23 protein-coding genes are annotated in these 20,079 nt (G+C 39.1%); 17 read left to right on the forward strand and 6 right to left on the reverse strand.

Features of this window, described 5'->3' with window-relative positions:
* Window positions 1-155 precede the first annotated feature (155 nt).
* The 4 genes from lacA to lacD are packed head-to-tail and all read left to right on the forward strand — an operon-like array spanning window position 156 to window position 3,049.
* Complete coding sequence (gene lacA / locus B7699_RS06740; RefSeq protein ID WP_000029277.1) at window positions 156-581, forward strand: galactose-6-phosphate isomerase subunit LacA; 426 nt, start codon at window positions 156-158, stop codon at window positions 579-581.
* A 30-nt stretch (window positions 582-611) separates the two neighbouring features.
* On the forward strand, window positions 612-1,127 hold the full coding sequence (gene lacB / locus B7699_RS06745; protein WP_001216913.1) for a galactose-6-phosphate isomerase subunit LacB: 516 nt from the start codon (window positions 612-614) through the stop codon (window positions 1,125-1,127).
* A gap of 10 nt (window positions 1,128-1,137) precedes the next feature.
* Window positions 1,138-2,067: a tagatose-6-phosphate kinase gene (locus B7699_RS06750; RefSeq protein ID WP_084927639.1), complete on the forward strand. Its 930-nt coding sequence runs from the start codon at window positions 1,138-1,140 to the stop codon at window positions 2,065-2,067.
* Between the two features lies 1 nt (window position 2,068).
* Window positions 2,069-3,049: a tagatose-bisphosphate aldolase gene (gene lacD / locus B7699_RS06755; protein WP_084927641.1), complete on the forward strand. Its 981-nt coding sequence runs from the start codon at window positions 2,069-2,071 to the stop codon at window positions 3,047-3,049.
* 170 nt (window positions 3,050-3,219) lie between these two features.
* Here lacD and B7699_RS06760 read toward each other — a convergent pair whose 3' ends face one another.
* From B7699_RS06760 to nrdH, 4 genes are all read right to left on the reverse strand, one after another.
* Entirely contained in the window at window positions 3,220-3,987 is a 768-nt protein-coding gene (locus B7699_RS06760) for a DeoR/GlpR family DNA-binding transcription regulator (RefSeq protein WP_084927643.1), read from the reverse strand.
* A 142-nt stretch (window positions 3,988-4,129) separates the two neighbouring features.
* On the reverse strand, window positions 4,130-5,092 hold the full coding sequence (nrdF, locus tag B7699_RS06765) for a class 1b ribonucleoside-diphosphate reductase subunit beta (protein WP_000451386.1): 963 nt from the start codon (window positions 5,090-5,092) through the stop codon (window positions 4,130-4,132).
* Window positions 5,093-5,287: 195 nt separating this feature from the next.
* A complete protein-coding gene (gene nrdE, locus B7699_RS06770) occupies window positions 5,288-7,447 on the reverse strand; it encodes a class 1b ribonucleoside-diphosphate reductase subunit alpha (RefSeq protein WP_084927644.1) in 2,160 nt (719 codons plus the stop codon).
* Window positions 7,448-7,527: 80 nt separating this feature from the next.
* Window positions 7,528-7,746 (reverse strand): glutaredoxin-like protein NrdH, encoded by a 219-nt coding sequence (nrdH, locus tag B7699_RS06775; RefSeq protein WP_000259240.1) that lies wholly within the window; start codon window positions 7,744-7,746, stop codon window positions 7,528-7,530.
* A gap of 350 nt (window positions 7,747-8,096) precedes the next feature.
* Here nrdH and B7699_RS06780 point away from each other — a divergent pair, with 350 nt between their 5' ends.
* The 4 genes from B7699_RS06780 to B7699_RS06795 all read left to right on the forward strand — a co-directional run bounded on the left by B7699_RS06780 (window position 8,097) and on the right by B7699_RS06795 (window position 11,322).
* A complete protein-coding gene (locus B7699_RS06780; protein WP_000146947.1) occupies window positions 8,097-8,360 on the forward strand; it encodes a phosphocarrier protein HPr in 264 nt (87 codons plus the stop codon).
* A gap of 5 nt (window positions 8,361-8,365) precedes the next feature.
* The gene (gene ptsP, locus B7699_RS06785; protein WP_004241506.1) at window positions 8,366-10,099 is read left to right on the forward strand and encodes a phosphoenolpyruvate--protein phosphotransferase; all 1,734 of its coding nucleotides are present in this window, start codon (window positions 8,366-8,368) and stop codon (window positions 10,097-10,099) included.
* Window positions 10,100-10,231: 132 nt separating this feature from the next.
* Complete coding sequence (locus tag B7699_RS06790; protein ID WP_084927646.1) at window positions 10,232-10,726, forward strand: YkgJ family cysteine cluster protein; 495 nt, start codon at window positions 10,232-10,234, stop codon at window positions 10,724-10,726.
* A gap of 56 nt (window positions 10,727-10,782) precedes the next feature.
* Entirely contained in the window at window positions 10,783-11,322 is a 540-nt protein-coding gene (locus B7699_RS06795; protein WP_084927648.1) for a ClbS/DfsB family four-helix bundle protein, read from the forward strand.
* Window positions 11,323-11,419: 97 nt separating this feature from the next.
* Here the strand turns inward: B7699_RS06795 and dhaQ are convergent, their stop codons facing one another.
* Both dhaQ and dhaS read right to left on the reverse strand, forming a co-directional pair.
* Window positions 11,420-12,409 carry a DhaKLM operon coactivator DhaQ gene (gene dhaQ, locus B7699_RS06800; protein WP_084927650.1) on the reverse strand — a complete coding sequence of 330 codons (990 nt, stop codon included), beginning with the start codon at window positions 12,407-12,409 and terminating at the stop codon, window positions 11,420-11,422.
* Window positions 12,406-12,936, reverse strand: coding sequence for a dihydroxyacetone kinase transcriptional activator DhaS (gene dhaS / locus B7699_RS06805; RefSeq protein ID WP_084927652.1), 531 nt, complete (start codon window positions 12,934-12,936; stop codon window positions 12,406-12,408). The genes dhaQ and dhaS overlap by 4 nt, the downstream gene beginning before the upstream one ends.
* Window positions 12,937-13,089: 153 nt before the next feature.
* Here dhaS and dhaK point away from each other — a divergent pair, with 153 nt between their 5' ends.
* From dhaK to B7699_RS06850, 9 genes are all read left to right on the forward strand, one after another.
* A complete protein-coding gene (gene dhaK / locus B7699_RS06810) occupies window positions 13,090-14,079 on the forward strand; it encodes a dihydroxyacetone kinase subunit DhaK (protein ID WP_084927654.1) in 990 nt (329 codons plus the stop codon).
* A 21-nt stretch (window positions 14,080-14,100) separates the two neighbouring features.
* Window positions 14,101-14,676: a dihydroxyacetone kinase subunit DhaL gene (gene dhaL, locus B7699_RS06815; RefSeq protein WP_084927656.1), complete on the forward strand. Its 576-nt coding sequence runs from the start codon at window positions 14,101-14,103 to the stop codon at window positions 14,674-14,676.
* Window positions 14,676-15,050 carry a dihydroxyacetone kinase phosphoryl donor subunit DhaM gene (dhaM, locus tag B7699_RS06820; protein ID WP_084927658.1) on the forward strand — a complete coding sequence of 125 codons (375 nt, stop codon included), beginning with the start codon at window positions 14,676-14,678 and terminating at the stop codon, window positions 15,048-15,050. The genes dhaL and dhaM overlap by 1 nt, the downstream gene beginning before the upstream one ends.
* Before the next feature lie 594 nt (window positions 15,051-15,644).
* Window positions 15,645-16,646, forward strand: coding sequence for a hypothetical protein (locus tag B7699_RS06825; RefSeq protein WP_000344676.1), 1,002 nt, complete (start codon window positions 15,645-15,647; stop codon window positions 16,644-16,646).
* Window positions 16,643-16,840: a hypothetical protein gene (locus B7699_RS06830; protein WP_000658758.1), complete on the forward strand. Its 198-nt coding sequence runs from the start codon at window positions 16,643-16,645 to the stop codon at window positions 16,838-16,840. Before B7699_RS06825 ends, B7699_RS06830 begins: the two co-directional genes overlap by 4 nt.
* 38 nt (window positions 16,841-16,878) lie before the next feature.
* Window positions 16,879-17,571 (forward strand): pyrimidine 5'-nucleotidase PynA, encoded by a 693-nt coding sequence (gene pynA / locus B7699_RS06835; RefSeq protein WP_000120612.1) that lies wholly within the window; start codon window positions 16,879-16,881, stop codon window positions 17,569-17,571.
* 61 nt (window positions 17,572-17,632) lie between these two features.
* Complete coding sequence (locus B7699_RS06840; RefSeq protein WP_084927660.1) at window positions 17,633-18,286, forward strand: uracil-DNA glycosylase; 654 nt, start codon at window positions 17,633-17,635, stop codon at window positions 18,284-18,286.
* 9 nt (window positions 18,287-18,295) lie between these two features.
* Window positions 18,296-18,760, forward strand: a complete 465-nt coding sequence (locus B7699_RS06845) for an NUDIX hydrolase (RefSeq protein WP_084927663.1) — start codon at window positions 18,296-18,298, stop codon at window positions 18,758-18,760.
* A gap of 12 nt (window positions 18,761-18,772) precedes the next feature.
* Entirely contained in the window at window positions 18,773-20,041 is a 1,269-nt protein-coding gene (locus tag B7699_RS06850) for a dihydroorotase (RefSeq protein ID WP_084927665.1), read from the forward strand.
* The last annotated feature ends 38 nt before the right edge of the window (window positions 20,042-20,079 follow it).

Consider the following 20,079-nt stretch of genomic DNA (forward strand, 5'->3'; position numbering starts at 1 on the left):
GATTATTTCTAGGAAGCTGGTTTCCTAAACTTGAATAAGGTGTCATTCATCTCATTCAATCCAATTTGTCAATAAACTGCTAGAAAACTTTTTGTAGGTAAACTGCTAACCATAAAAGTTTTTACTAGCCTAGAAAAATAAAAGGAGTATACAATATGTCTATTGTTATCGGTGCAGATGCTGCAGGTTTGAGATTGAAAGAAGTTGTGAAAGACTTCTTGGAAAAAGAAAACTTCCACGTTGTGGATGTTACAGCTGAAGGTCAAGACTTTGTTGATGTGACTCTTGCTGTTGCTGCAGAAGTAAACAAAGAAGAACAAAACCTTGGTATCGTGATTGATGCTTATGGGGCTGGTCCATTTATGGTTGCAACTAAGATCAAAGGAATGGTTGCTGCAGAGGTATCTGACGAACGTTCAGCTTATATGACTCGTGGTCACAACAACTCACGTATGATCACTATGGGTGCACAACTTGTTGGTGATGAATTGGCTAAAAATATCGCTAAAGGATTTGTTAACGGTAAATACGATGGTGGACGTCACCAAATTCGTGTCGACATGTTGAACAAAATGTGCTAATTAGATTACAGTAAGAAAGGTAAGTTAAAAATGAGAATTGCAATTGGATGTGACCACATCGTAACAGATGAAAAAATGGCGGTTTCAGAATTTTTGAAATCAAAAGGATATGAAGTCATTGACTTTGGTACATATGACCATACACGTACTCACTACCCAATCTTTGGTAAAAAAGTAGGGGAAGCTGTAACTAGCGGTCAAGCTGATCTTGGAGTATGTATCTGTGGTACTGGTGTTGGTATCAACAACGCTGTAAATAAAGTTCCAGGTGTCCGTTCTGCCTTGGTTCGTGATATGACAACAGCCCTTTATGCTAAAGAACAATTGAACGCTAACGTTATCGGATTTGGTGGTAAGATTACTGGTGAATTGCTCATGTGTGATATCATTGAAGCTTTCATTCATGCTGAATACAAACCATCTGAAGAAAACAAGAAATTGATTGCGAAAATTGAACACGTTGAAAGTCATAATGCTCAACAAACAGACGCAAACTTCTTCACTGAATTCCTTGAAAAATGGGATCGCGGAGAATACCACGACTAAGAGGTGACCTATGATTTTAACAGTCACAATGAACCCATCCATTGATATTTCCTATCCTTTGGATGAGTTGAAGATTGATACTGTCAATCGTGTGGTGGATGTAACCAAAACGGCTGGTGGTAAGGGACTCAATGTTACCCGAGTGCTTTCAGAATTTGGGGATTCTGTTCTTGCTACTGGCTTAGTTGGTGGCAAACTTGGTGAGTTTTTGGTTGAAAATATCGATGATCAAGTAAAGAAAGATTTCTTCTCAATTCAGGGAGAAACTCGGAACTGTATTGCTATTCTCCACGGTGACAACCAAACAGAAGTTCTTGAAAAAGGACCTGAAGTATTGGAACAGGAAGGTCAAGACTTTTTGGAACATTTCAAAAAACTCTTGGGTTCAGTTGAAGTAGTAGCCATCTCAGGTAGTCTGCCAGCTGGCCTTCCAGTGGATTACTATGCGAGCTTGGTAGAACTTGCTAATCAAGCTGGCAAGCCTGTTGTCTTGGACTGCTCTGGTGCAGCACTTCAGGCGGTTCTTGAATCACCACATAAACCAACAGTCATCAAACCAAATAATGAGGAATTGTCCCAGCTTCTAGGAAGAGAAGTTTCTGAGGATTTGGATGAATTAAAAGAAGTACTTCAAGAACCTTTGTTTGCAGGTATTGAATGGATTATCGTTTCACTTGGTGCCAACGGTGCCTTTGCCAAACATGGTGATACTTTCTATAAGGTAGATATTCCTAGAATTCAGGTGCTAAATCCTGTCGGATCTGGAGATTCTACTGTAGCAGGAATTTCTTCAGGACTTCTTCACAAAGAATCGGATGCAGAATTACTCATCAAGGCAAATGTCCTCGGTATGCTCAATGCTCAAGAAAAAATGACTGGTCATGTCAACATGGCCAACTATCAAGCTCTATATGATCAATTAATAGTAAAAGAGGTATAAAATGGCTTTAACAGAACAAAAACGTGCACGCTTAGAAAAACTTTCTGATGAAAATGGTATAATCTCAGCTCTTGCATTTGACCAACGTGGTGCTTTGAAACGCCTCATGGCTCAACACCAAACAGAAGAACCAACTGTAGCTCAAATGGAAGAACTGAAAGTCTTGGTAGCAGATGAATTGACTAAATACGCTTCATCAATGCTTCTTGACCCTGAGTATGGACTTCCAGCAACTAAAGCTCTTGATGAAAAAGCTGGTCTTCTCCTTGCTTATGAAAAAACAGGTTATGACACAACAAGCACAAAACGCTTGCCAGACTGCTTGGATGTTTGGTCTGCAAAACGTATTAAAGAAGAAGGTGCAGATGCAGTTAAATTCTTGCTTTACTATGACGTAGATAGCTCAGACGAACTCAACCAAGAAAAACAAGCCTACATCGAACGTATCGGCTCAGAGTGTGTGGCTGAAGATATCCCATTCTTCCTTGAAATCCTTGCTTACGATGAAAAAATTGCGGACGCAGGTTCTGTAGAATACGCTAAAGTAAAACCACACAAAGTTATCGGTGCTATGAAAGTCTTCTCAGACCCACGCTTTAACATTGATGTCTTGAAAGTAGAAGTTCCTGTTAACATTAAATATGTTGAAGGCTTCGCTGAAGGTGAAGTAGTTTATACACGTGAAGAAGCAACAGCCTTCTTCAAAGCTCAAGATGAAGCAACTAACTTGCCATACATCTACTTGAGTGCTGGTGTATCAGCTAAACTATTCCAAGATACTCTCGTATTTGCTCACGAATCAGGTGCAAACTTTAACGGAGTTCTTTGTGGCCGTGCTACATGGGCTGGATCAGTTGAAGCATACATCAAAGATGGTGAAGCAGCAGCTCGCGAATGGCTTCGTACAACTGGTTTTGAAAACATTGACGAACTCAATAAAGTTCTTCAAACAACAGCGACTTCATGGAAAGAACGCGTGTAAGCAAGCTATTAAAAACTGAAATTTTTAATACTTATACTCTTCGAAAATCTCTTCAAACCACGTCAACGTCGGCTTGCCGTACTTAAGTACAGCGTGCAGCTAGTTTCCTATTTTGCTCTTTGATTTTCATTGAGTATTACAAAAATCCCCACCAATCGGTGGGGATAGTTTTATGGTTTAGAAAGAATAATGTTTGTTTGTTTTGAAAGTTCTTCAAACGTTTCTTTGCTCAGTTTAGAATCTGAAACGATGGTATCAATATCAGAGATATTGTAGAAGGTATAAAAATCAAATTTATTGAACTTACTATTGTCAGCTAGTAAGTATTTTTTATTGGAATTGTTGAGGGCGATGCGTTGAGATTCACCTTCCTCTTCACTAAAGGTCGCAATCGAATTGTCCTTAATACCATTACAGCTAACAAAAGCTTTAGAAAATTGGAGATTGGCCAAGTTTTGCAAGGTTAGTGTTCCCACAAAGGCTCCAGTGATAGAGCGATAGTTTCCACCGATTAAAATCAAATCTGTTAGTTTTCGTTCGTTTAGGATGAGAAAGACTGGTAAACTGTTTGTTACAACACGAATATTATCAATTGGAAGTTCACGGGCAAAAGATTCCAAGGTTGTACCTGGGCCGATAAAAATGGTCTCCCCCTCATCAATTAAATGGCCTGCAAAACGGCTGATTTCTTGTTTTTCTGCAATCTGTAAGCTTTGTTTTTCAATATTAGAACGTTCATTGTTTAAAATAGAACCTGTGCGAATTTTCTCAGCTCCCCCGTGCACACGAACAAGTAAATCCTTGTCAGCTAACTCTTGCAAGTAGCGTCTAGCAGTCATATCTGATACATCCAAGCGAGTCATGATTTCTTTTACAGTAATAGTTCCTTTTGTATTTACCGTTTCTAGAATATTATCTAGTTTTTCCTGCTTTAGCATCGTTATCACCTCTATTTCTATTACTATTTTATCATAAAGTATTCAATCAATCAATTTAAAAAACAAAAGAAAACAAAAACAAAAACATCATGGTTGTTTTAAACAAACCATGATCTTTTTATCACTTATAAAATAGATGACCTTAGTCCAAACCGTAGTTGTAGTCATCGTCTTGCATGGCTTCAACTTCACCAAGGAGGTAACCATTTCCGACTTGAGAGAAGAAGTCGTGGTTAGAAGTTCCTGTTGAAATACCGTTCATAACGATTGGGTTGACATCATCTGCTGAGTCTGGGAAGAGTGGATCTTGCCCCAGGTTCATGAGTGCCTTGTTGGCATTGTAGCGAAGGAAGGTTTTAACTTCTTCCGTCCAACCAACACCGTCATAGAGGCTTTCTGTATAGCCTTCTTCGTTTTCATAAAGAGTGTAGAGCAGGTCGTACATCCATTCTTTGAGTTTTTCTTGCTCTTCCTCAGGTAATTCATTGAAACCGAGTTGGAATTTATATCCGATGTAGGTTCCGTGAACAGACTCATCACGAATGATTAATTTAATGATTTCCGCAACGTTGGCTAGCTTGTTGTTACCGAGATAGTAGAGGGGAGTGAAGAAACCAGAGTAGAAGAGGAAAGTTTCAAGGAAGACGCTGGCAACTTTCTTTTCAAGTGGGCTACCGTTTAGGTAGATTTCGTTGACGATCTCAGCCTTCTTTTGTAGGTAAGGATTGGTATTGGTCCATTCGAAAATTTCTTCAATCTCAGCCTTAGTATTCAAGGTAGAAAAGATTGATGAGTAAGATTTAGCGTGGACAGATTCCATAAATTGGATGTTATTGAAAACAGCTTCCTCATGTGGTGTACGGATGTCTGCGCGAAGGGCTTGAACCCCAGTTTCAGATTGCATAGTGTCGAGAAGGGTTAAACCACCAAAGACTTTTCCAACCAAGTCTTTTTCTACATTTGATAGCTTTCTCCAGTCATCCAAGTCATTTGACAAGGGAATACGTGTATCAAGCCAGAATTGCTCCGTCAGTTTTTCCCAAGTTGATTTGTCGATGACATCTTCGATGGCATTCCAGTTAATGGCTTTGTAGTAAGTTTCCATTTTGAAATCTCTTTCTGTGTTTAGTATTGCGAACTCACAATTACTTCTATTTTATCATAATTCTAGAGGAGTATCGCACAAAAAGTCGGAAGTCCGACTTTTGTGTTTTTCCATAGTATAGGTGCTTATTCCAGTTTAGTTTAGCAGGGTGAATGAATCACTAATTTGAGAAAAAGTAGTTTCCTCAAGCAAAGATTAAATCACACAGCTTTCACATTGGTTGGCACCGACTTCTCCACCATCATCTGTAAAGGTACGGACGTAGTAGATAGACTTGATTCCCTTGTTAAAGGCATAGTTACGAAGGATAGACAAGTCACGTGTCGTTTGCTTATTTTCCTTCTTCCATTCGTAAAGACCTTTTGGAATGTCACTACGCATGAAGAGAGTGAGTGAAAGTCCTTGGTCCACGTGCTCAGTTGCGGCAGCATAGACATCAATCACCTTACGCATATCCATGTCGTAGGCAGAAGTGTAGTAAGGAATGGTTTCTGTTGACAAGCCAGCAGCAGGATAGTAGATTTTACCGATTTTCTTTTCTTGACGTTCTTCGATACGTTGCGTAATCGGGTGGATAGAAGCAGAAACGTCGTTGATGTAACTGATAGAACCATTTGGCGCTACAGCAAGGCGGTTTTGGTGGTAAAGACCATCTGCTTGAACCTTGTCGCGAAGTTCAGCCCAATCAGCAGCACTTGGGATAAAGACATCTTTGAAGAGTTCCTTAACACGGTTTGATTTTGGAACAAACTCGCCAGTTACATACTTGTCAAAGTAGCTTCCGTTAGCATAGTCTGATTTTTCAAAGTTGTGGAAGGTGATGCCACGTTCACGCGCGATATTGTTTGATTCTACCAAGGTCCAGTAGTTCATAAGCATAAAGTAGATGCTTGTAAATTCAACAGACTCAGGCGATCCATATTCAATCAATTGTTGGGCAAGGTAGCTGTGAAGTCCCATTGCACCAAGACCAAAGGTATGAGCTTGGCTATTTCCGTGGTCGATGGTAGGAACAGCTACGATGTGTGAACTATCTGTAACGAAAGTAAGGGCACGAACCATAGCACGGATAGAACGACCAAAGTCAGGTGAAGTCATCATGTTGACTACGTTGGTTGAACCAAGGTTACATGAAACATCTGTTCCCATTTGAAGGAATTCTTGAGCATCGTTGATCAAGCTTGGTTCTTGGACTTGAAGAATCTCAGAACACAAGTTACTCATGATAATCTTACCATCAACAGGATTTGCACGGTTAGCCGTATCAATGTTGACTACATAAGGGTAACCAGACTCTTGTTGCAATTTGGAAATTTCCGTTTCCAAATCACGTGCTTTGATTTTTGTCTTGCGGATGTTTGGATTTGCGACCAATTCATCATATTTTTCAGTGATGTCGATGTAGTTGAATGGCACACCATACTCAAGCTCTACAGAGTATGGGCTGAAAAGGTACATTTCTTCATTTTTACGAGCCAATTCGTAGAATTTATCGGGTACTACAACACCAAGTGAAAGGGTCTTTACACGAACTTTTTCATCGGCGTTTTCTTTTTTAGTTGAAAGGAAGGCGATAATATCTGGGTGGAAGACGTTGAGGTAGACAACACCAGCACCTTGACGTTGACCCAATTGGTTTGAGTAAGAGAAGCTATCTTCGAAAAGTTTCATAACTGGAACGACCCCAGAAGCTGCTCCTTCATAGCCTTTGATAGGTGCACCAGCTTCACGAAGGTTGCTGAGGGTAATTCCCACACCACCACCGATACGTGAAAGTTGAAGAGCTGAGTTGATAGAACGTCCGATAGAGTTCATATCATCTGTTACCTGAATCAAGAAACAGGATACCAATTCACCACGACGAGCACGTCCAGCATTCAAGAAGGAAGGAGTAGCAGGTTGGTAGCGTTGGTGGATGATTTCATTGGCAATATCGATGGCAACAGCTTCATTGCCATCAGCGAAATAAAGGGCGTTAAAGAAGACACGGTCTTCCATGCTTTCAAGATAATATTCACCGTCATTAGTCTTTAAGGCATATTGATTGTAAAATTTATAGGCAGCCATGAAAGACTTGAATTGGAAGTTTTGTTCTTTAATAAATTGAGACAATTCTTCCAAGAATTCTGGACGGTATTTCTTGATAAAGGCTGTTTCGATATAGTTGTGTTCAATGAGGTAGTTGATTTTATCTTTGATTGAATCAAAAACCATAGTGTTTGGAACTACATTTTCTTTAAAGAAAGCATCCAAGGCTTCCTTATCTTTATGAAGCATGATTTGTCCATTAACAGGACGGTTGATTTCGTTATTAAGACGGAAGTAAGTTACGTCTTCAAGATGTTTTAATCCCATAAAATTTCCCTTATCTAATTACAAAAGAAAGGCTTCTAAGTTAGCCCTAGAAGCAGTTTCTTCTGGATGATGTACTAAGATTATGCTAATTGTTTCAGTTTTCCTGGTTGGAAACCTGAAAAGACTTCAGTTGGTGTTTGGATAACAGGAGCCGCGCTGAAACCGAGCTCTTTAACTTGATCGATGTACTCAGGTTGCTCATCGAGATTGATTTCGCGATAAGCGACATTATTACTGTCCAAGAAACGTTTGGTCATCTTACATTGGACACAGTTGTTTTTAGAATAAACGGTTACCATTGTGTAACTCCTCTTTCAAAATAGATTACTTTCTTAGTATATCAGAAAATAAATTTTTGTCAATGATTTAAAACTAAATATAGTGGTCTATTTTTATGCTTAAGCTCACAAAACACAATATGTAGTGCTTGCTTTGTAAAATAGTGATGATAATCCTACAAGTAGTTTTTTGGAAAACTATATCCTGTGTTTTGTTATCTAGAATAGAAGATTTTCAGCAAGTTATCTGAAAGGAAATCGAATAAATCCCATAAAATGCTTGAAAAAAATCCTAGAAGATGATATAATACCAAATTGTAAGGGTTATCACATATAACTCAAAAAAGAAAGAACAAAAGGAGAGTCAAACTATGGCTTCTAAAGATTTCCACGTAGTGGCAGAAACAGGTATTCACGCACGTCCAGCAACATTGTTGGTACAAACTGCAAGCAAATTTGCTTCAGATATCACTCTTGAGTACAAAGGTAAATCAGTTAACCTTAAATCAATCATGGGTGTTATGAGTCTTGGTGTTGGCCAAGGTGCTGATGTAACTATCTCAGCTGAAGGTGCAGATGCAGATGACGCTATCGCTGCAATCTCAGAAACAATGGAAAAAGAAGGATTGGCATAAGGAAAATGACAGAAATGCTTAAAGGAATCGCAGCATCTGATGGTGTTGCAGTTGCAAAAGCATATCTACTCGTTCAACCGGATTTGTCATTCGAGACTGTTTCAGTCGAAGATACAAACGCAGAAGAGGCTCGTTTGGATGTAGCTCTTGAAGCTTCTCAAAACGAGCTTTCTCTTATCCGTGAGAAAGCTGTAGGTACGCTTGGTGAAGAAGCGGCTCAAGTTTTTGACGCTCATTTGATGGTTCTTGCTGACCCAGAATTGATTGGTCAGATTAAAGAAACAATCCGTGCTAAGAAAGTCAATGCAGAAGCAGGTCTTAAAGAAGTTACTGACATGTTCATCACTATCTTTGAAGGCATGGAAGACAACCCATATATGCAAGAACGTGCAGCGGATATCCGCGACGTGACAAAACGTGTATTGGCAAATCTTCTTGGTAAGAAATTGCCAAACCCAGCTTCTATCAATGAAGAAGTAATCGTGATTGCGCATGACTTGACACCATCTGATACAGCTCAATTGGACAAAAACTTTGTAAAAGCTTTTGTAACAAATATCGGTGGACGTACAAGCCACTCAGCTATCATGGCACGTACACTTGAAATTGCAGCTGTATTGGGAACAAATAACATCACTGAAGTAGTGAAAGACGGTGATATCCTTGCCGTTAACGGAATTACTGGTGAAGTGATTATCAACCCAACAGATGAACAAGCGGCAGAATTTAAAGCAGCTGGTGAAGCTTATGCTAAACAAAAAGCTGAATGGGCCCTTTTGAAAGATGCTCAAACAGTGACTGCTGACGGTAAACACTTCGAGTTGGCTGCTAACATCGGTACTCCAAAAGACGTTGAAGGTGTTAACAACAACGGTGCAGAAGCGGTTGGACTTTACCGTACAGAGTTCTTGTACATGGATTCTCAAGACTTCCCAACTGAAGATGAGCAGTATGAAGCATACAAGGCTGTTCTTGAGGGAATGAATGGTAAACCAGTGGTTGTTCGTACAATGGATATTGGTGGAGATAAGGAACTTCCTTACTTCGATATGCCACATGAAATGAACCCATTCCTTGGATTCCGTGCCCTTCGTATCTCTATTTCTGAAACTGGAGATGCAATGTTCCGTACACAAATCCGTGCTCTTCTTCGTGCTTCTGTTCATGGTCAATTGCGTATCATGTTCCCAATGGTTGCCCTTTTGAAAGAATTCCGTGCAGCTAAAGCAGTTTATGAAGAAGAAAAAGCAAACCTTCTTGCTGAAGGTGTTGCAGTTGCGGATGACATCCAAGTTGGTATCATGATTGAAATCCCTGCAGCAGCAATGCTTGCAGATCAATTTGCAAAAGAAGTAGACTTCATGTCAATTGGTACAAATGACTTGATCCAATACTCAATGGCAGCAGACCGTATGAACGAACAAGTTTCATACCTTTACCAACCATATAACCCATCAATCCTTCGCTTGATCAACAACGTTATCAAGGCAGCACACGCTGAAGGTAAATGGGCTGGTATGTGTGGTGAGATGGCTGGTGACCAAAAAGCTGTTCCACTTCTTGTCGGAATGGGCTTGGATGAGTTCTCTATGTCAGCAACATCTGTACTTCGTACACGTAGCTTGATGAAGAAATTGGATACTGCTAAGATGGAAGAGTACGCTAACCGTGCCCTTACAGAGTGTTCAACAATGGAAGAAGTTCTTGAACTTCAAAAAGAATACGTTAACTTCGATTAATGTCATTAACCTTGTAACCTAGTTGCAAGGTTTTTTGATACATTTTGGAAAAGTATGGTCTTATAAAGTCCACTTTGCAATGAGCCAGAGGCATGATATAATAGGGGAAACAAATAGAATAAGAGAGAAACCATGTCTAAAGAAATTGATATTGAGTACTACCACCAGCTAGCCTTGCAAAAGCAAAAGGAGCATCGTAAAATTTTAGCCAATTTAAAGAAAAAACCTCCTAAAAATCTAGACAAGATAGCTCAGCAGATTCACCAAGAAGTCTTTGCGGAGATTGATTGTACAGCTTGTGCTAACTGTTGCAAGACATTAGGGCCTGACTTTAAAGAAGCAGATATTACACGAATCGCCAAGTATTTTAAGATGAAATTACCTGCTTTCGAAGCAGAGTTTTTGCAGGTAGATGAAGATGGGGACAAGGTTTTTAAATCCATGCCCTGTCCCTTTTTAGGAGGAGATAACCTCTGTTCCATCTATGAAGTTCGTCCAAAAGCCTGTCGTGAATTTCCCCATACAGACCGTAAAAAAATCCATCAAATCAACCATTTGACGATTAAGAATACTTTGACCTGTCCAGCAGCCTATCTCTTTGTTGAGAAATTAAAGGATAAGTTATAGAGATTTAAAGGAGAAAAAATTCTCATAATAACTAGCAATATGAAGGGAAAAACTCTGTGCCTAGACCAAAAACAAAAGAGGAGCTAATGCAGGTCTCTAAGGAAAATTATGAAAAGCTTAACCTCTTCATCTCTCAATTAAGTGAAGATGAGCTACAGACTCCATTTGATTTTTCAAGAGACCCAAAGAAAAAAGAAGCTCACTGGAAAAGGGATAAAAATCTACGGGATGTCTTGATCCATCTTTATGAATGGCAGCAGTTACTTTTGACTTGGGTACATTCTAATCAAGAAGGTCAAGAAAGACCTTTTCTCCCTGAATCTTATAATTGGAAAACTTATGGAGAAATGAATGTCGCTTTTTGGAAGAAGCACCAGAAAACCTCCTTAGAAGAAGCGACTAGACTCCTAGAACAATCACATAGAGAGGTTTTAGAGTTGATAGAAGTTTTTAGCAATGACGACCTCTTTACCAAAGGTGTCTATAAGTGGACGGGAGGAACAAGTCTAGGTTCCTACTTTGTCAGTAGCACGTCAAGCCACTATGATTGGGCTCTGAAAAAACTCAAAGCTCACCGGAAGAATTGTAAGGGATAGATGGCCTATTTGAAATGGGAAGAATCAGTTCTTTTAAACGTAAGATAAAAGCAAAGGGCTATCAAGTGATGTAGCCCTTTTGAGTTATACAAGCAAATTACCATGCAAAAGCTGTCGTTGGAGCATTGAGCGCTTCTAGCCATTGCTTATTTTTTACAGGGCAAAGAGTTACGGATATACCTGCCATATCTAGACTGGTCATAAATGTTCCTGATTTTATAAAGGTAATAGTGACTCCTTCAATTTCTAAGAGTTGAAGGATATCATTGATAAATATGCCCATTTCTAAGTTGCTGGTAGTGCCTAGATTATTTACAAGCAATATAAATTGATCACCCTTTTTCCAATGATAGTGCAATCTTAATTTACTTATAATTTCATTTGCAAGGATTTCCGATGATTGGAATGGGACGATACGATAGCCTTCTTCGCCATGTATCCCAATACCATAAGAAATATTTCCTTCTTCCAAGTTAAATAGTGGAAGGGTGGCTTGGGGGAGACTAGCCGATTTCGTTGCAAAGCCAATCGTTGCGATTTCGGGAGCAAGTTCATGACCTAAATCAGTTAGTTGCTCTATGTCGGAACCATTTTGAGCTGCATATCCTAGAACTTTATGAAGTAAAATAGTTCCTGCAAGCCCTCTTCCTCTAATTTGAAATCTATTGTGAGGTTCAATTGAAATATCGTCGTGTGCTAGACTATAGCCGACCTTAATTCCTTCTTTTCTAGCAGTATTAATGGCCCAGCTAAATTCTTTGATGTCTGCTTCGAAATTTTTTACAATGATGAAGACACCGTGACCATTGTTTAAAAAACGAATGGACTCTAAGATTTCAGTTCTTGTAGGTGGAGTAAATAATTGGCCATAGATAGCAGCGGTAAGCATTCCTTCTCCCACATATCCAATATGAGCAGGTTCGTGTCCTGAACCTCCACCCGCCAATATTGGAATCTGATGAGGATTGCGTTTTTTTTGATAGACTAATGGTAAGGTAGGGTGTTTTTCTAATTCAGGATGACTGCTGACAGTTGCCGAAATGTAACTTGAAATAATTTTCTGTTTATGATTTGAAATAAATGTCATTGTGGTCTCTTTCCAATAATTGTCATGATTAGAAAGTCTGGTTGTGGAACTGGACTTTTTTTATTGACGTAAGCCTTCACGATTTCTGCTAGAGCATGTGAATGATAGTCTAACAAAAAACAAGTATAAGCAGATGAATCGATATCAATCTGACCGTATTCACTTAAAATTTTTGATACAAGCAAGCGACAGTAGCTGATAAATTGGTCATAGAAGTTATTTTGCCCTTGAATATCAAAAAGTTGAATATAAAAGTCACGCTCTTGTTCGAAATAAAGAAATAATTCTTGTAATAGTTTTTGGCCTGAAATGAAGTCCAAGTTATTGGTGATATACTCGGTTAAGTCATTTTCAAATATCCAGTCTAGCAGTTCATATTTGTCAAGAAAGTGATTATAAAAGGTCTGTCTACGAATGCCAGCTGATTCCATGATATCTACAATAGAGATTTTATCAAATTCTCTAGTAGCTAATAGGTCTCTAAATGCCTTGGCAATCCGTTTTTTTGTAATAAGTGATGATGCCATAGGAAGCCTTTCTTTTACTTACTTCATTTTACCAAAAAAATGTTTTAAACGGGTTTAAAAGGGGACAAATAATAGAATCTGTCCCTTATCATCCAGCAATAAAAAATATATAATGAAAGCGAAAACAAAGGTAGATGCCGAAAGGAGTTTCTCATGAAAAAAATTATAAATAAACCGACACAAGTTGTTGATGAAATGTTGCAGGGATTATCATTCATGCATGATGACTTGGTTCAACGCTTAGATGGTTTTGATGTCATCGTTAGAAAGGCAGAAAAGACAGGAAAAGTTGGTCTCATTTCAGGTGGAGGTTCAGGGCATGAACCAAGTCATGCTGGATTTGTAGGAGATGGAATGTTGTCTGCTGCCATTTGTGGAGCAGTCTTCACTTCACCTACTCCGGACCAAATTTTAGAAGCCATTAAGGCGTCTGATGAAGGTGCTGGAGTTTTCATGGTCATCAAAAACTATTCTGGTGACATTATGAACTTTGAAATTGCACAAGAACTTGCTGAAATGGAAGGTATTGATGTAGCAAGTGTTGTGGTTGATGATGATATCGCTGTTGAAAATAGTCTCTATACCCAAGGCCGTCGAGGTGTTGCAGGTACTATTTTAGTCCATAAAATTTTGGGTGCTGCGGCTCGTTCTGGTAAATCATTATCTGAAATGAAGGACTTGGCCGACAAACTTGTCTTAGAAATTAAAACAATTGGGCTGGCCTTGTCTGGAGCAACCGTTCCTGAAGTTGGGAAACCTGGTTTTGTTCTAGAAGATGATGAATTTGAATATGGAGTTGGTATTCATGGTGAGCCGGGATATAAAAAAGAGAAAATGCAACATTCCGCACAATTGGCCTCAGAATTGGTTGAAAAATTATCTGAAGGTTTCCAACTTAAAGCTGGAGAGCGCTATGGCCTTCTCATTAATGGTTTAGGAAGCACTCCTCTTATGGAACAATACGTATTTGCAAATGATGTGGCTAAATTACTTCATGAAAAAGGTGTTCAGTTAGCATTTAAGAAAATTGGAAACTATATGACTTCAATCGATATGGCTGGTTTGTCATTAACATTGATTCGATTGGCAGATGATGAGTGGTTGGATGCTCTAAATGCAGCTGTTACTACACCAGCTTGGTAAAACTCAAGGAGGAAATGTCGCATGAATGTTGAACAAGCTCTTGAATGGATGAAGCTTTTTAATGAAAAGATTCAAGAACAGAAAGATTACCTTAGTGAGTTAGACACTCCTATAGGAGATGGAGACCACGGTGGAAATATGGCGCGTGGAATGGCTGCAGTTATGGAAAACTTAGAAGGAAAGCAATTTGAGACCAGCAGTGATGTTTTTAAACTTGTCTCAATGCAACTACTGAGTAAGGTAGGCGGTGCTTCTGGTCCCTTGTATGGCTCTGCTTTTATGGGAATGTCCAAGGCTGATTCTAATTCGAAAATAGAGGAAATCTTACAAAGCGGTTTGGATATGATTGTCAAACGTGGGAAAGCAGAAGTTGGAGAAAAGACAATGGTTGATGTTTGGACTCCTGTTATTGCCGCTTTGTCTGTTGGTCAATTGACTCAAGAGCTTATTGATAAGGTAGTGAATGCTACCAAAGATTTACTTGCATCTAAAGGAAGGGCATCTTATGTAGGAGAACGTTCTCTTGGACATATTGATCCTGGATCATTTTCATCAGGATTACTCTTTACTGCTCTTTTAGAAACTGGGGTGGTTTAATGGGAAGTATTGGTCTTGTTATCGTTTCACATTCCAAAAACATTGCAGAAGGTGTTGTTGAACTGATTAGTGAAGTAGCTAAAGATGTTCCAATTACTTATGTAGGAGGAACCGAAGATGGAGGAATTGGAACAAGTTTTGATCAAGTAGATAGGGTTGTTTCTGAAAATCCAGCAGATACTTTACTTGCCTTTTTTGACCTAGGTTCTGCTAAAATGAACTTAGAAATGGTGGCTGATTTCAGTGATAAAAGTATCAGGGTCAATAGGGTTCCAATTGTAGAAGGTGCCTATACTGCAGCTGCTCTTCTTCAGGCTGGTGCAGAACTGTCAGTTATTCAAACACAGTTGGCGGAGCTTGAAATCAATAAATAAGTAATTTTACTATAACTCTTTTTATAGGTGGGCTATTGATTATCTCGACTATCAAATTTTAAGTAATAATTTCAAAATCAGAAAGGGATTGCTTCCAGCAGTTCCTTTTTAATGTAAAAGGAGTGGAATCATAGCGTTTCTAAATTGTTAATACTCTTCGAAAATCAAATTCAAACCACGTCAACGTCGCCTTGCCGTACTCAAGTACAGCCTGCGGCTAGTTTCCTAGTTTGCTCTTTGATTTTCATTGAGTATAATAATTCAAAACTGATTGTGATGGGACTATTCTAGCTTTAGAATCCTTCAAAAATTAAAATTTAAGGCAATCAATGTTTTAGAAGAGTGCGAAAACATTTAGTTTATAGGAATTCTAGATCTAGAATTGCATAGATATTTATGAAGTTAGAGTATTCGATAGTTAGGATTGTTCTATTCTGAAAGATTTGAGCTGTCAATTGTATAGGATAGTATTATTCTATGTTAGATTCCAGTAAAAATGATTGGATAAATAATATTAAAGAAAAATCAAAATCATAATTTTGTTTAATATGGTATAATATTTCTAATAATTTAAACATAATGAGGTAGTAATTTATGGATGAAGTTTTATTTTTTGGAGAAGATGACTTCGATATTCTTGATATTGATGGCTATGAACTAAAACCCTCAGCATTTTTTAATAAGTTACCAGAAATAGCCAAACCTTTAGTCAAAAATGCTAATAAAATCTTATCTGAAGTAGAAAAAATGTTATATTCTGCTCCAGCCTTTATCAATGTTGTCCAATCTAGTATACCTGAAGAGGTTTTTCAGGCAATTCTTTCTCCAGAACAACGGGAAGCAATTGCTCAAGGAGTGTTAAAATTAATGACCAAGAAAGATGGCTCTCTCTTGGCGGTATTAGTAGATACTAATACTAATAAAGTCATTGGAAATGTACCATTGAAATCTGTTAAATTGACACCAGAATTAAATAAAGCGTTAGCTGATTATTCGTCACAAATTCAAATGGCTCAGATTGCAGAGGAGATTCAAAATGTACAATATGCTATTGAGGACGTCAGAAAAGGACAGGAGTCAGATAGACTTGCAATAGCCTATAGTTGTCAACAGAAACTCTTGCAAGCTAGAGAGATATCAGATCCAAATATTAGAACAATGATGTTACTGCAAGTTATTTCAGATGCAGAAGATAGTAGAAATCTCTTAATGCTTAGTCAAAAATCAAATGTAAATTTTATCAAAGAACAACCAGATTCTACTTGGGGTAAGTTATTAAAAGGGGATAAACCAGATAAAATTGAAGCTCGTATGAATGAGATTCGAGATGGATTAGCAGCTGTAAATATCGTTTCACTATCAGCAGCAATAGCTTATAATGAGTTGGGCGAGAAAAAAGCTGCTCAAAAAAGTTTGGATTACTTTGGGAAATTTATTAACGAAACTTATCTCAGTTCTCAGGAATTAGTAGAGAGACTTGATTTACTTGATCCTTCGCCTACAAATTACTGGACAAAAGAATTGCCAAAAATTGAAACTTCTATAATGAAATTGCCAAATAAAACAGATTCTATTGAGACAGAGGTGCTAGAATGAAAGAAATAAAAAAATGCAAGACATGTACTAGGGATTTACCATCAAGTTATAAGCACAATAAGTGCGAATCGTGTAGAAACAAAAAAATAGATGAAGCAAAAAAGATACTTAAAGTTGTTGGACAAGTTGGCAGTGTGGTTACTCCAGTTGTAGTTGGTATGTTGATGAATAAAACTAAGAAAAAGAAGAAATAAACTAATCTATTAAGTACCTAGAAAGGAAAACTCTCAAATTGTCCTACAAATTTCTACTTTTCGACCTTGACCACACTCTTCTTGATTTTGATGCTGCTGAGGATGTGGCTTTGACGCAACTTCTAAAAGAAGAAGGGGTTGCAGATATTCAGGCCTACAAAGACTTTTACGTTCCCATGAACAAGGCTCTCTGGAAGGATTTGGAGCAAAAGAAAATTAGTAAACAAGAGCTGGTTAACACGCGCTTTTCTCGTTTATTTTCTCATTTTGGACTGGAGAAAGATGGTAGTTTTCTAGCCCAACGTTACCAATTTTACTTAGCCCAACAGGGACAAACGATTTCTGGCGCTCATGAACTTTTGGACAGCCTCATCGAGCGTGATTATGACTTGTATGCTGCGACAAATGGCATTACTGCCATTCAGACAGGGCGTTTGGCTCAATCTGATCTGGCACCTTATTTCAATCAAGTCTTTATCTCTGAACAGCTGCAAACACAAAAGCCGGATGCTCTTTTTTATGAAAAAATTGGTCAACAGATTGCAGGTTTTAGCAAAGAAAAGACGCTGATGATTGGAGACTCTCTAACCGCCGACATTCAAGGCGGCAATAATGCTGGGATTGACACGATTTGGTACAATCCTCATCAACTCGAAAATCCCACACAAGCCCAGCCAACCTACGAAGTCCATTCTTACCGAGACTTGCTGGATTGTTTAGATAAACTGTAAAAAGTGGTTTAGACAGCCACTTTTTGCTATAATAGAGGCAGTAAAAACGAAGGAGTCGGCTATGGAACACTCGTCTTGGCATGATTTGATTAAGGAGCAATTACCTGAGGGTTATTTTGGGAAAATCAATCAGTTTATGGAGCAGGTCTACGCTCATGGAACTGTTTATCCACCTAAGGAAAAGGTTTTTCAGGTTCTCTTGACAACACCGCTTGAAGAAGTTAAGGTGGTGATTCTAGGACAGGATCCTTATCACGGGCCAGGTCAAGCGCAAGGCTTGAGTTTTTCTGTACCTGATTCTATCCCAGCTCCGCCATCCTTGCAGAACATCTTGAAAGAATTGTCAGATGATATTGGAGTTAAAGCGTCCCATGATTTGACAGCTTGGGCTGAGCAAGGAGTCTTGCTTCTCAATGCTTGTTTGACGGTTCCTGCTGGACAGGCCAATGGACATGCTGGTCAGATATGGGAGCCTTTTACGGATGCCGTGATTCAGGTGGTTAATCATCTAGATAGGCCAGTGGTCTTTGTACTCTGGGGAGCTTATGCACGTAAGAAGAAGGCCTTAGTTACCAATCCTCATCACTTGATTATCGAATCAGCCCATCCCAGTCCTTTGTCAGTTTATAGAGGATTTTGGGGTTCCAAGCCTTTTTCCAAGGCCAATGCATTTTTAAAAGAGACAGGACAAGAGCCAATCGATTGGCTTAGATAAGGAGAAAATATGCCTCAGTTAGCGACGATTTGCTACATTGATAACGGGAAAGAACTGCTCATGCTCCATCGTAATAAGAAGCCAAATGATGTCCATGCGGGTAAATGGATTGGTGTGGGTGGTAAGCTAGAGCGTGGAGAGACGCCTCAGGAATGCGTGGCGCGTGAAATCCTCGAAGAAACAGGTCTGAAAGCCAAGCCAGTTCTAAAAGGTGTCATTACTTTTCCTGAGTTTACACCAGATTTAGACTGGTACACCTATGTTTTTAAGGTGACAGAGTTTGAGGGTGAATTGATTGATTGCAACGAGGGAACGCTAGAATGGGTTCCCTATGACGAGGTTTTGAGTAAGCCGACTTGGGAAGGTGACCATACCTTTGTTGGGTGGCTTTTAGAAGATAAACCCTTCTTTTCAGCCAAGTTTGTTTATGATGGGGATAAATTGTTGGATACCCAAGTTGATTTCTATGAATAAAGGAGAAAGCAGATGCTACTAATCAAAAATGGTCGTGTAATGGATCCCAAGTCTGGTTTGGATCAAGTGTGTGATGTCTTGGTTCAAGATGGAAAGATTATCAAAATTGCGCCTGAAATCAAAGAAGAAGGAGCAGAAATCCTAGATGCTACCGGTTTTGTAGTTGCTCCTGGATTGATCGATATTCATGTGCATTTCCGTGAACCTGGTCAAACACATAAAGAAGATATTCATACTGGTGCCCTAGCAGCCGCTGCAGGTGGTTTTACTACTGTCGTCATGATGGCTAATACCAGTCCAACCATTTCAGACGTGGAGACTTTGCAAGAAGTTCTTCAATCTGCTGCCAAGGAAAAAATCAATGTTAAGACGGTTGCGACCATTACTAAGAATTTTAATGGCCAAGATTTGACTGACTTTAAGGCACTCTTAGAAGCTGGAGCTGTTGGTTTTTCTGATGACGGTATTCCGCTTGAAAGCAGTAAAGTTGTAAAGGAAGCCATGGAAGAGGCCAAAAAACTTAATACCTTTATTAGTCTCCATGAGGAAGATCCAGGTTTGAATGGGATTCTTGGGTTTAACGAAAATATTGCTAAAGAACATTTCCATATCTGCGGTGCGACAGGAGTGGCTGAGTATGCTATGATGGCGCGTGATGTCATGATTGCCTATGCAACTAAGGCCCATGTTCACATCCAGCATTTGTCAAAGGAAGAAAGTGTTAAAGTAGTTGAGTTTGCTCAAGGGCTAGGTGCGCAAGTAACAGCAGAAGTAGCGCCACAGCATTTTTCTAAGACTGAAGCGCTCCTTTTGACACAAGGTAGCAATGCTAAGATGAATCCACCACTTCGTTTGGAATCAGACCGTCGTGCTGTTATCGAGGGGCTTAAATCAGGTGTCATTACAGTTATCGCAACTGACCACGCGCCTCACCATGCGGATGAAAAAAATGTTGAGGATATTACCAAAGCGCCATCTGGTATGACAGGTTTGGAAACATCCCTATCTCTTGGCTTGACCTATCTGGTGGAAGCTGGTGAGTTGAGCTTGATGGAATTACTCGAAAAGATGACATACAACCCAGCCAAGCTTTACAATTTTGAAGCAGGTTACTTGGCTGAGAATGGTCCAGCAGATATCACTATTTTTGATCCTAAGGCTGACTGCCTTGTGGACTCCCATTTTGCTTCGAAAGCGACTAATTCACCCTTTATCGGTGAAACCTTAAAAGGGCAGGTTAAATATACCATCTGTAAGGGACAAATCGTCTATCAAAACTAGGTGGGTGTCTGCTCTGTAAACAAAAAGAATAGAGAGCC

Origin of the sequence: Streptococcus mitis (assembly GCF_002096835.1) — a bacterium.
Taxonomy (GTDB): domain Bacteria; phylum Bacillota; class Bacilli; order Lactobacillales; family Streptococcaceae; genus Streptococcus; species Streptococcus mitis_W.

Coding starts and splice junctions, on each gene's coding strand:
- nrdH (WP_000259240.1), bottom strand. CDS start 7,746: ATGGTAACCGTTTATTCTAAAAACAACTGTGTCCAATGTAAGATGACC.
- B7699_RS06840 (WP_084927660.1), top strand. CDS start 17,633: ATGGAACACTCGTCTTGGCATGATTTGATTAAGGAGCAATTACCTGAG.
- lacA (WP_000029277.1), top strand. CDS start 156: ATGTCTATTGTTATCGGTGCAGATGCTGCAGGTTTGAGATTGAAAGAA.
- B7699_RS06845 (WP_084927663.1), top strand. CDS start 18,296: ATGCCTCAGTTAGCGACGATTTGCTACATTGATAACGGGAAAGAACTG.
- B7699_RS06790 (WP_084927646.1), top strand. CDS start 10,232: ATGTCTAAAGAAATTGATATTGAGTACTACCACCAGCTAGCCTTGCAA.
- B7699_RS06760 (WP_084927643.1), bottom strand. CDS start 3,987: ATGCTAAAGCAGGAAAAACTAGATAATATTCTAGAAACGGTAAATACA.
- B7699_RS06825 (WP_000344676.1), top strand. CDS start 15,645: ATGGATGAAGTTTTATTTTTTGGAGAAGATGACTTCGATATTCTTGAT.
- lacB (WP_001216913.1), top strand. CDS start 612: ATGAGAATTGCAATTGGATGTGACCACATCGTAACAGATGAAAAAATG.
- nrdF (WP_000451386.1), bottom strand. CDS start 5,092: ATGGAAACTTACTACAAAGCCATTAACTGGAATGCCATCGAAGATGTC.
- nrdE (WP_084927644.1), bottom strand. CDS start 7,447: ATGGGATTAAAACATCTTGAAGACGTAACTTACTTCCGTCTTAATAAC.
- dhaM (WP_084927658.1), top strand. CDS start 14,676: ATGGGAAGTATTGGTCTTGTTATCGTTTCACATTCCAAAAACATTGCA.
- lacD (WP_084927641.1), top strand. CDS start 2,069: ATGGCTTTAACAGAACAAAAACGTGCACGCTTAGAAAAACTTTCTGAT.
- ptsP (WP_004241506.1), top strand. CDS start 8,366: ATGACAGAAATGCTTAAAGGAATCGCAGCATCTGATGGTGTTGCAGTT.
- B7699_RS06830 (WP_000658758.1), top strand. CDS start 16,643: ATGAAAGAAATAAAAAAATGCAAGACATGTACTAGGGATTTACCATCA.
- dhaQ (WP_084927650.1), bottom strand. CDS start 12,409: ATGACATTTATTTCAAATCATAAACAGAAAATTATTTCAAGTTACATT.
- dhaL (WP_084927656.1), top strand. CDS start 14,101: ATGAATGTTGAACAAGCTCTTGAATGGATGAAGCTTTTTAATGAAAAG.
- B7699_RS06780 (WP_000146947.1), top strand. CDS start 8,097: ATGGCTTCTAAAGATTTCCACGTAGTGGCAGAAACAGGTATTCACGCA.
- B7699_RS06750 (WP_084927639.1), top strand. CDS start 1,138: ATGATTTTAACAGTCACAATGAACCCATCCATTGATATTTCCTATCCT.
- dhaK (WP_084927654.1), top strand. CDS start 13,090: ATGAAAAAAATTATAAATAAACCGACACAAGTTGTTGATGAAATGTTG.
- dhaS (WP_084927652.1), bottom strand. CDS start 12,936: ATGGCATCATCACTTATTACAAAAAAACGGATTGCCAAGGCATTTAGA.
- B7699_RS06850 (WP_084927665.1), top strand. CDS start 18,773: ATGCTACTAATCAAAAATGGTCGTGTAATGGATCCCAAGTCTGGTTTG.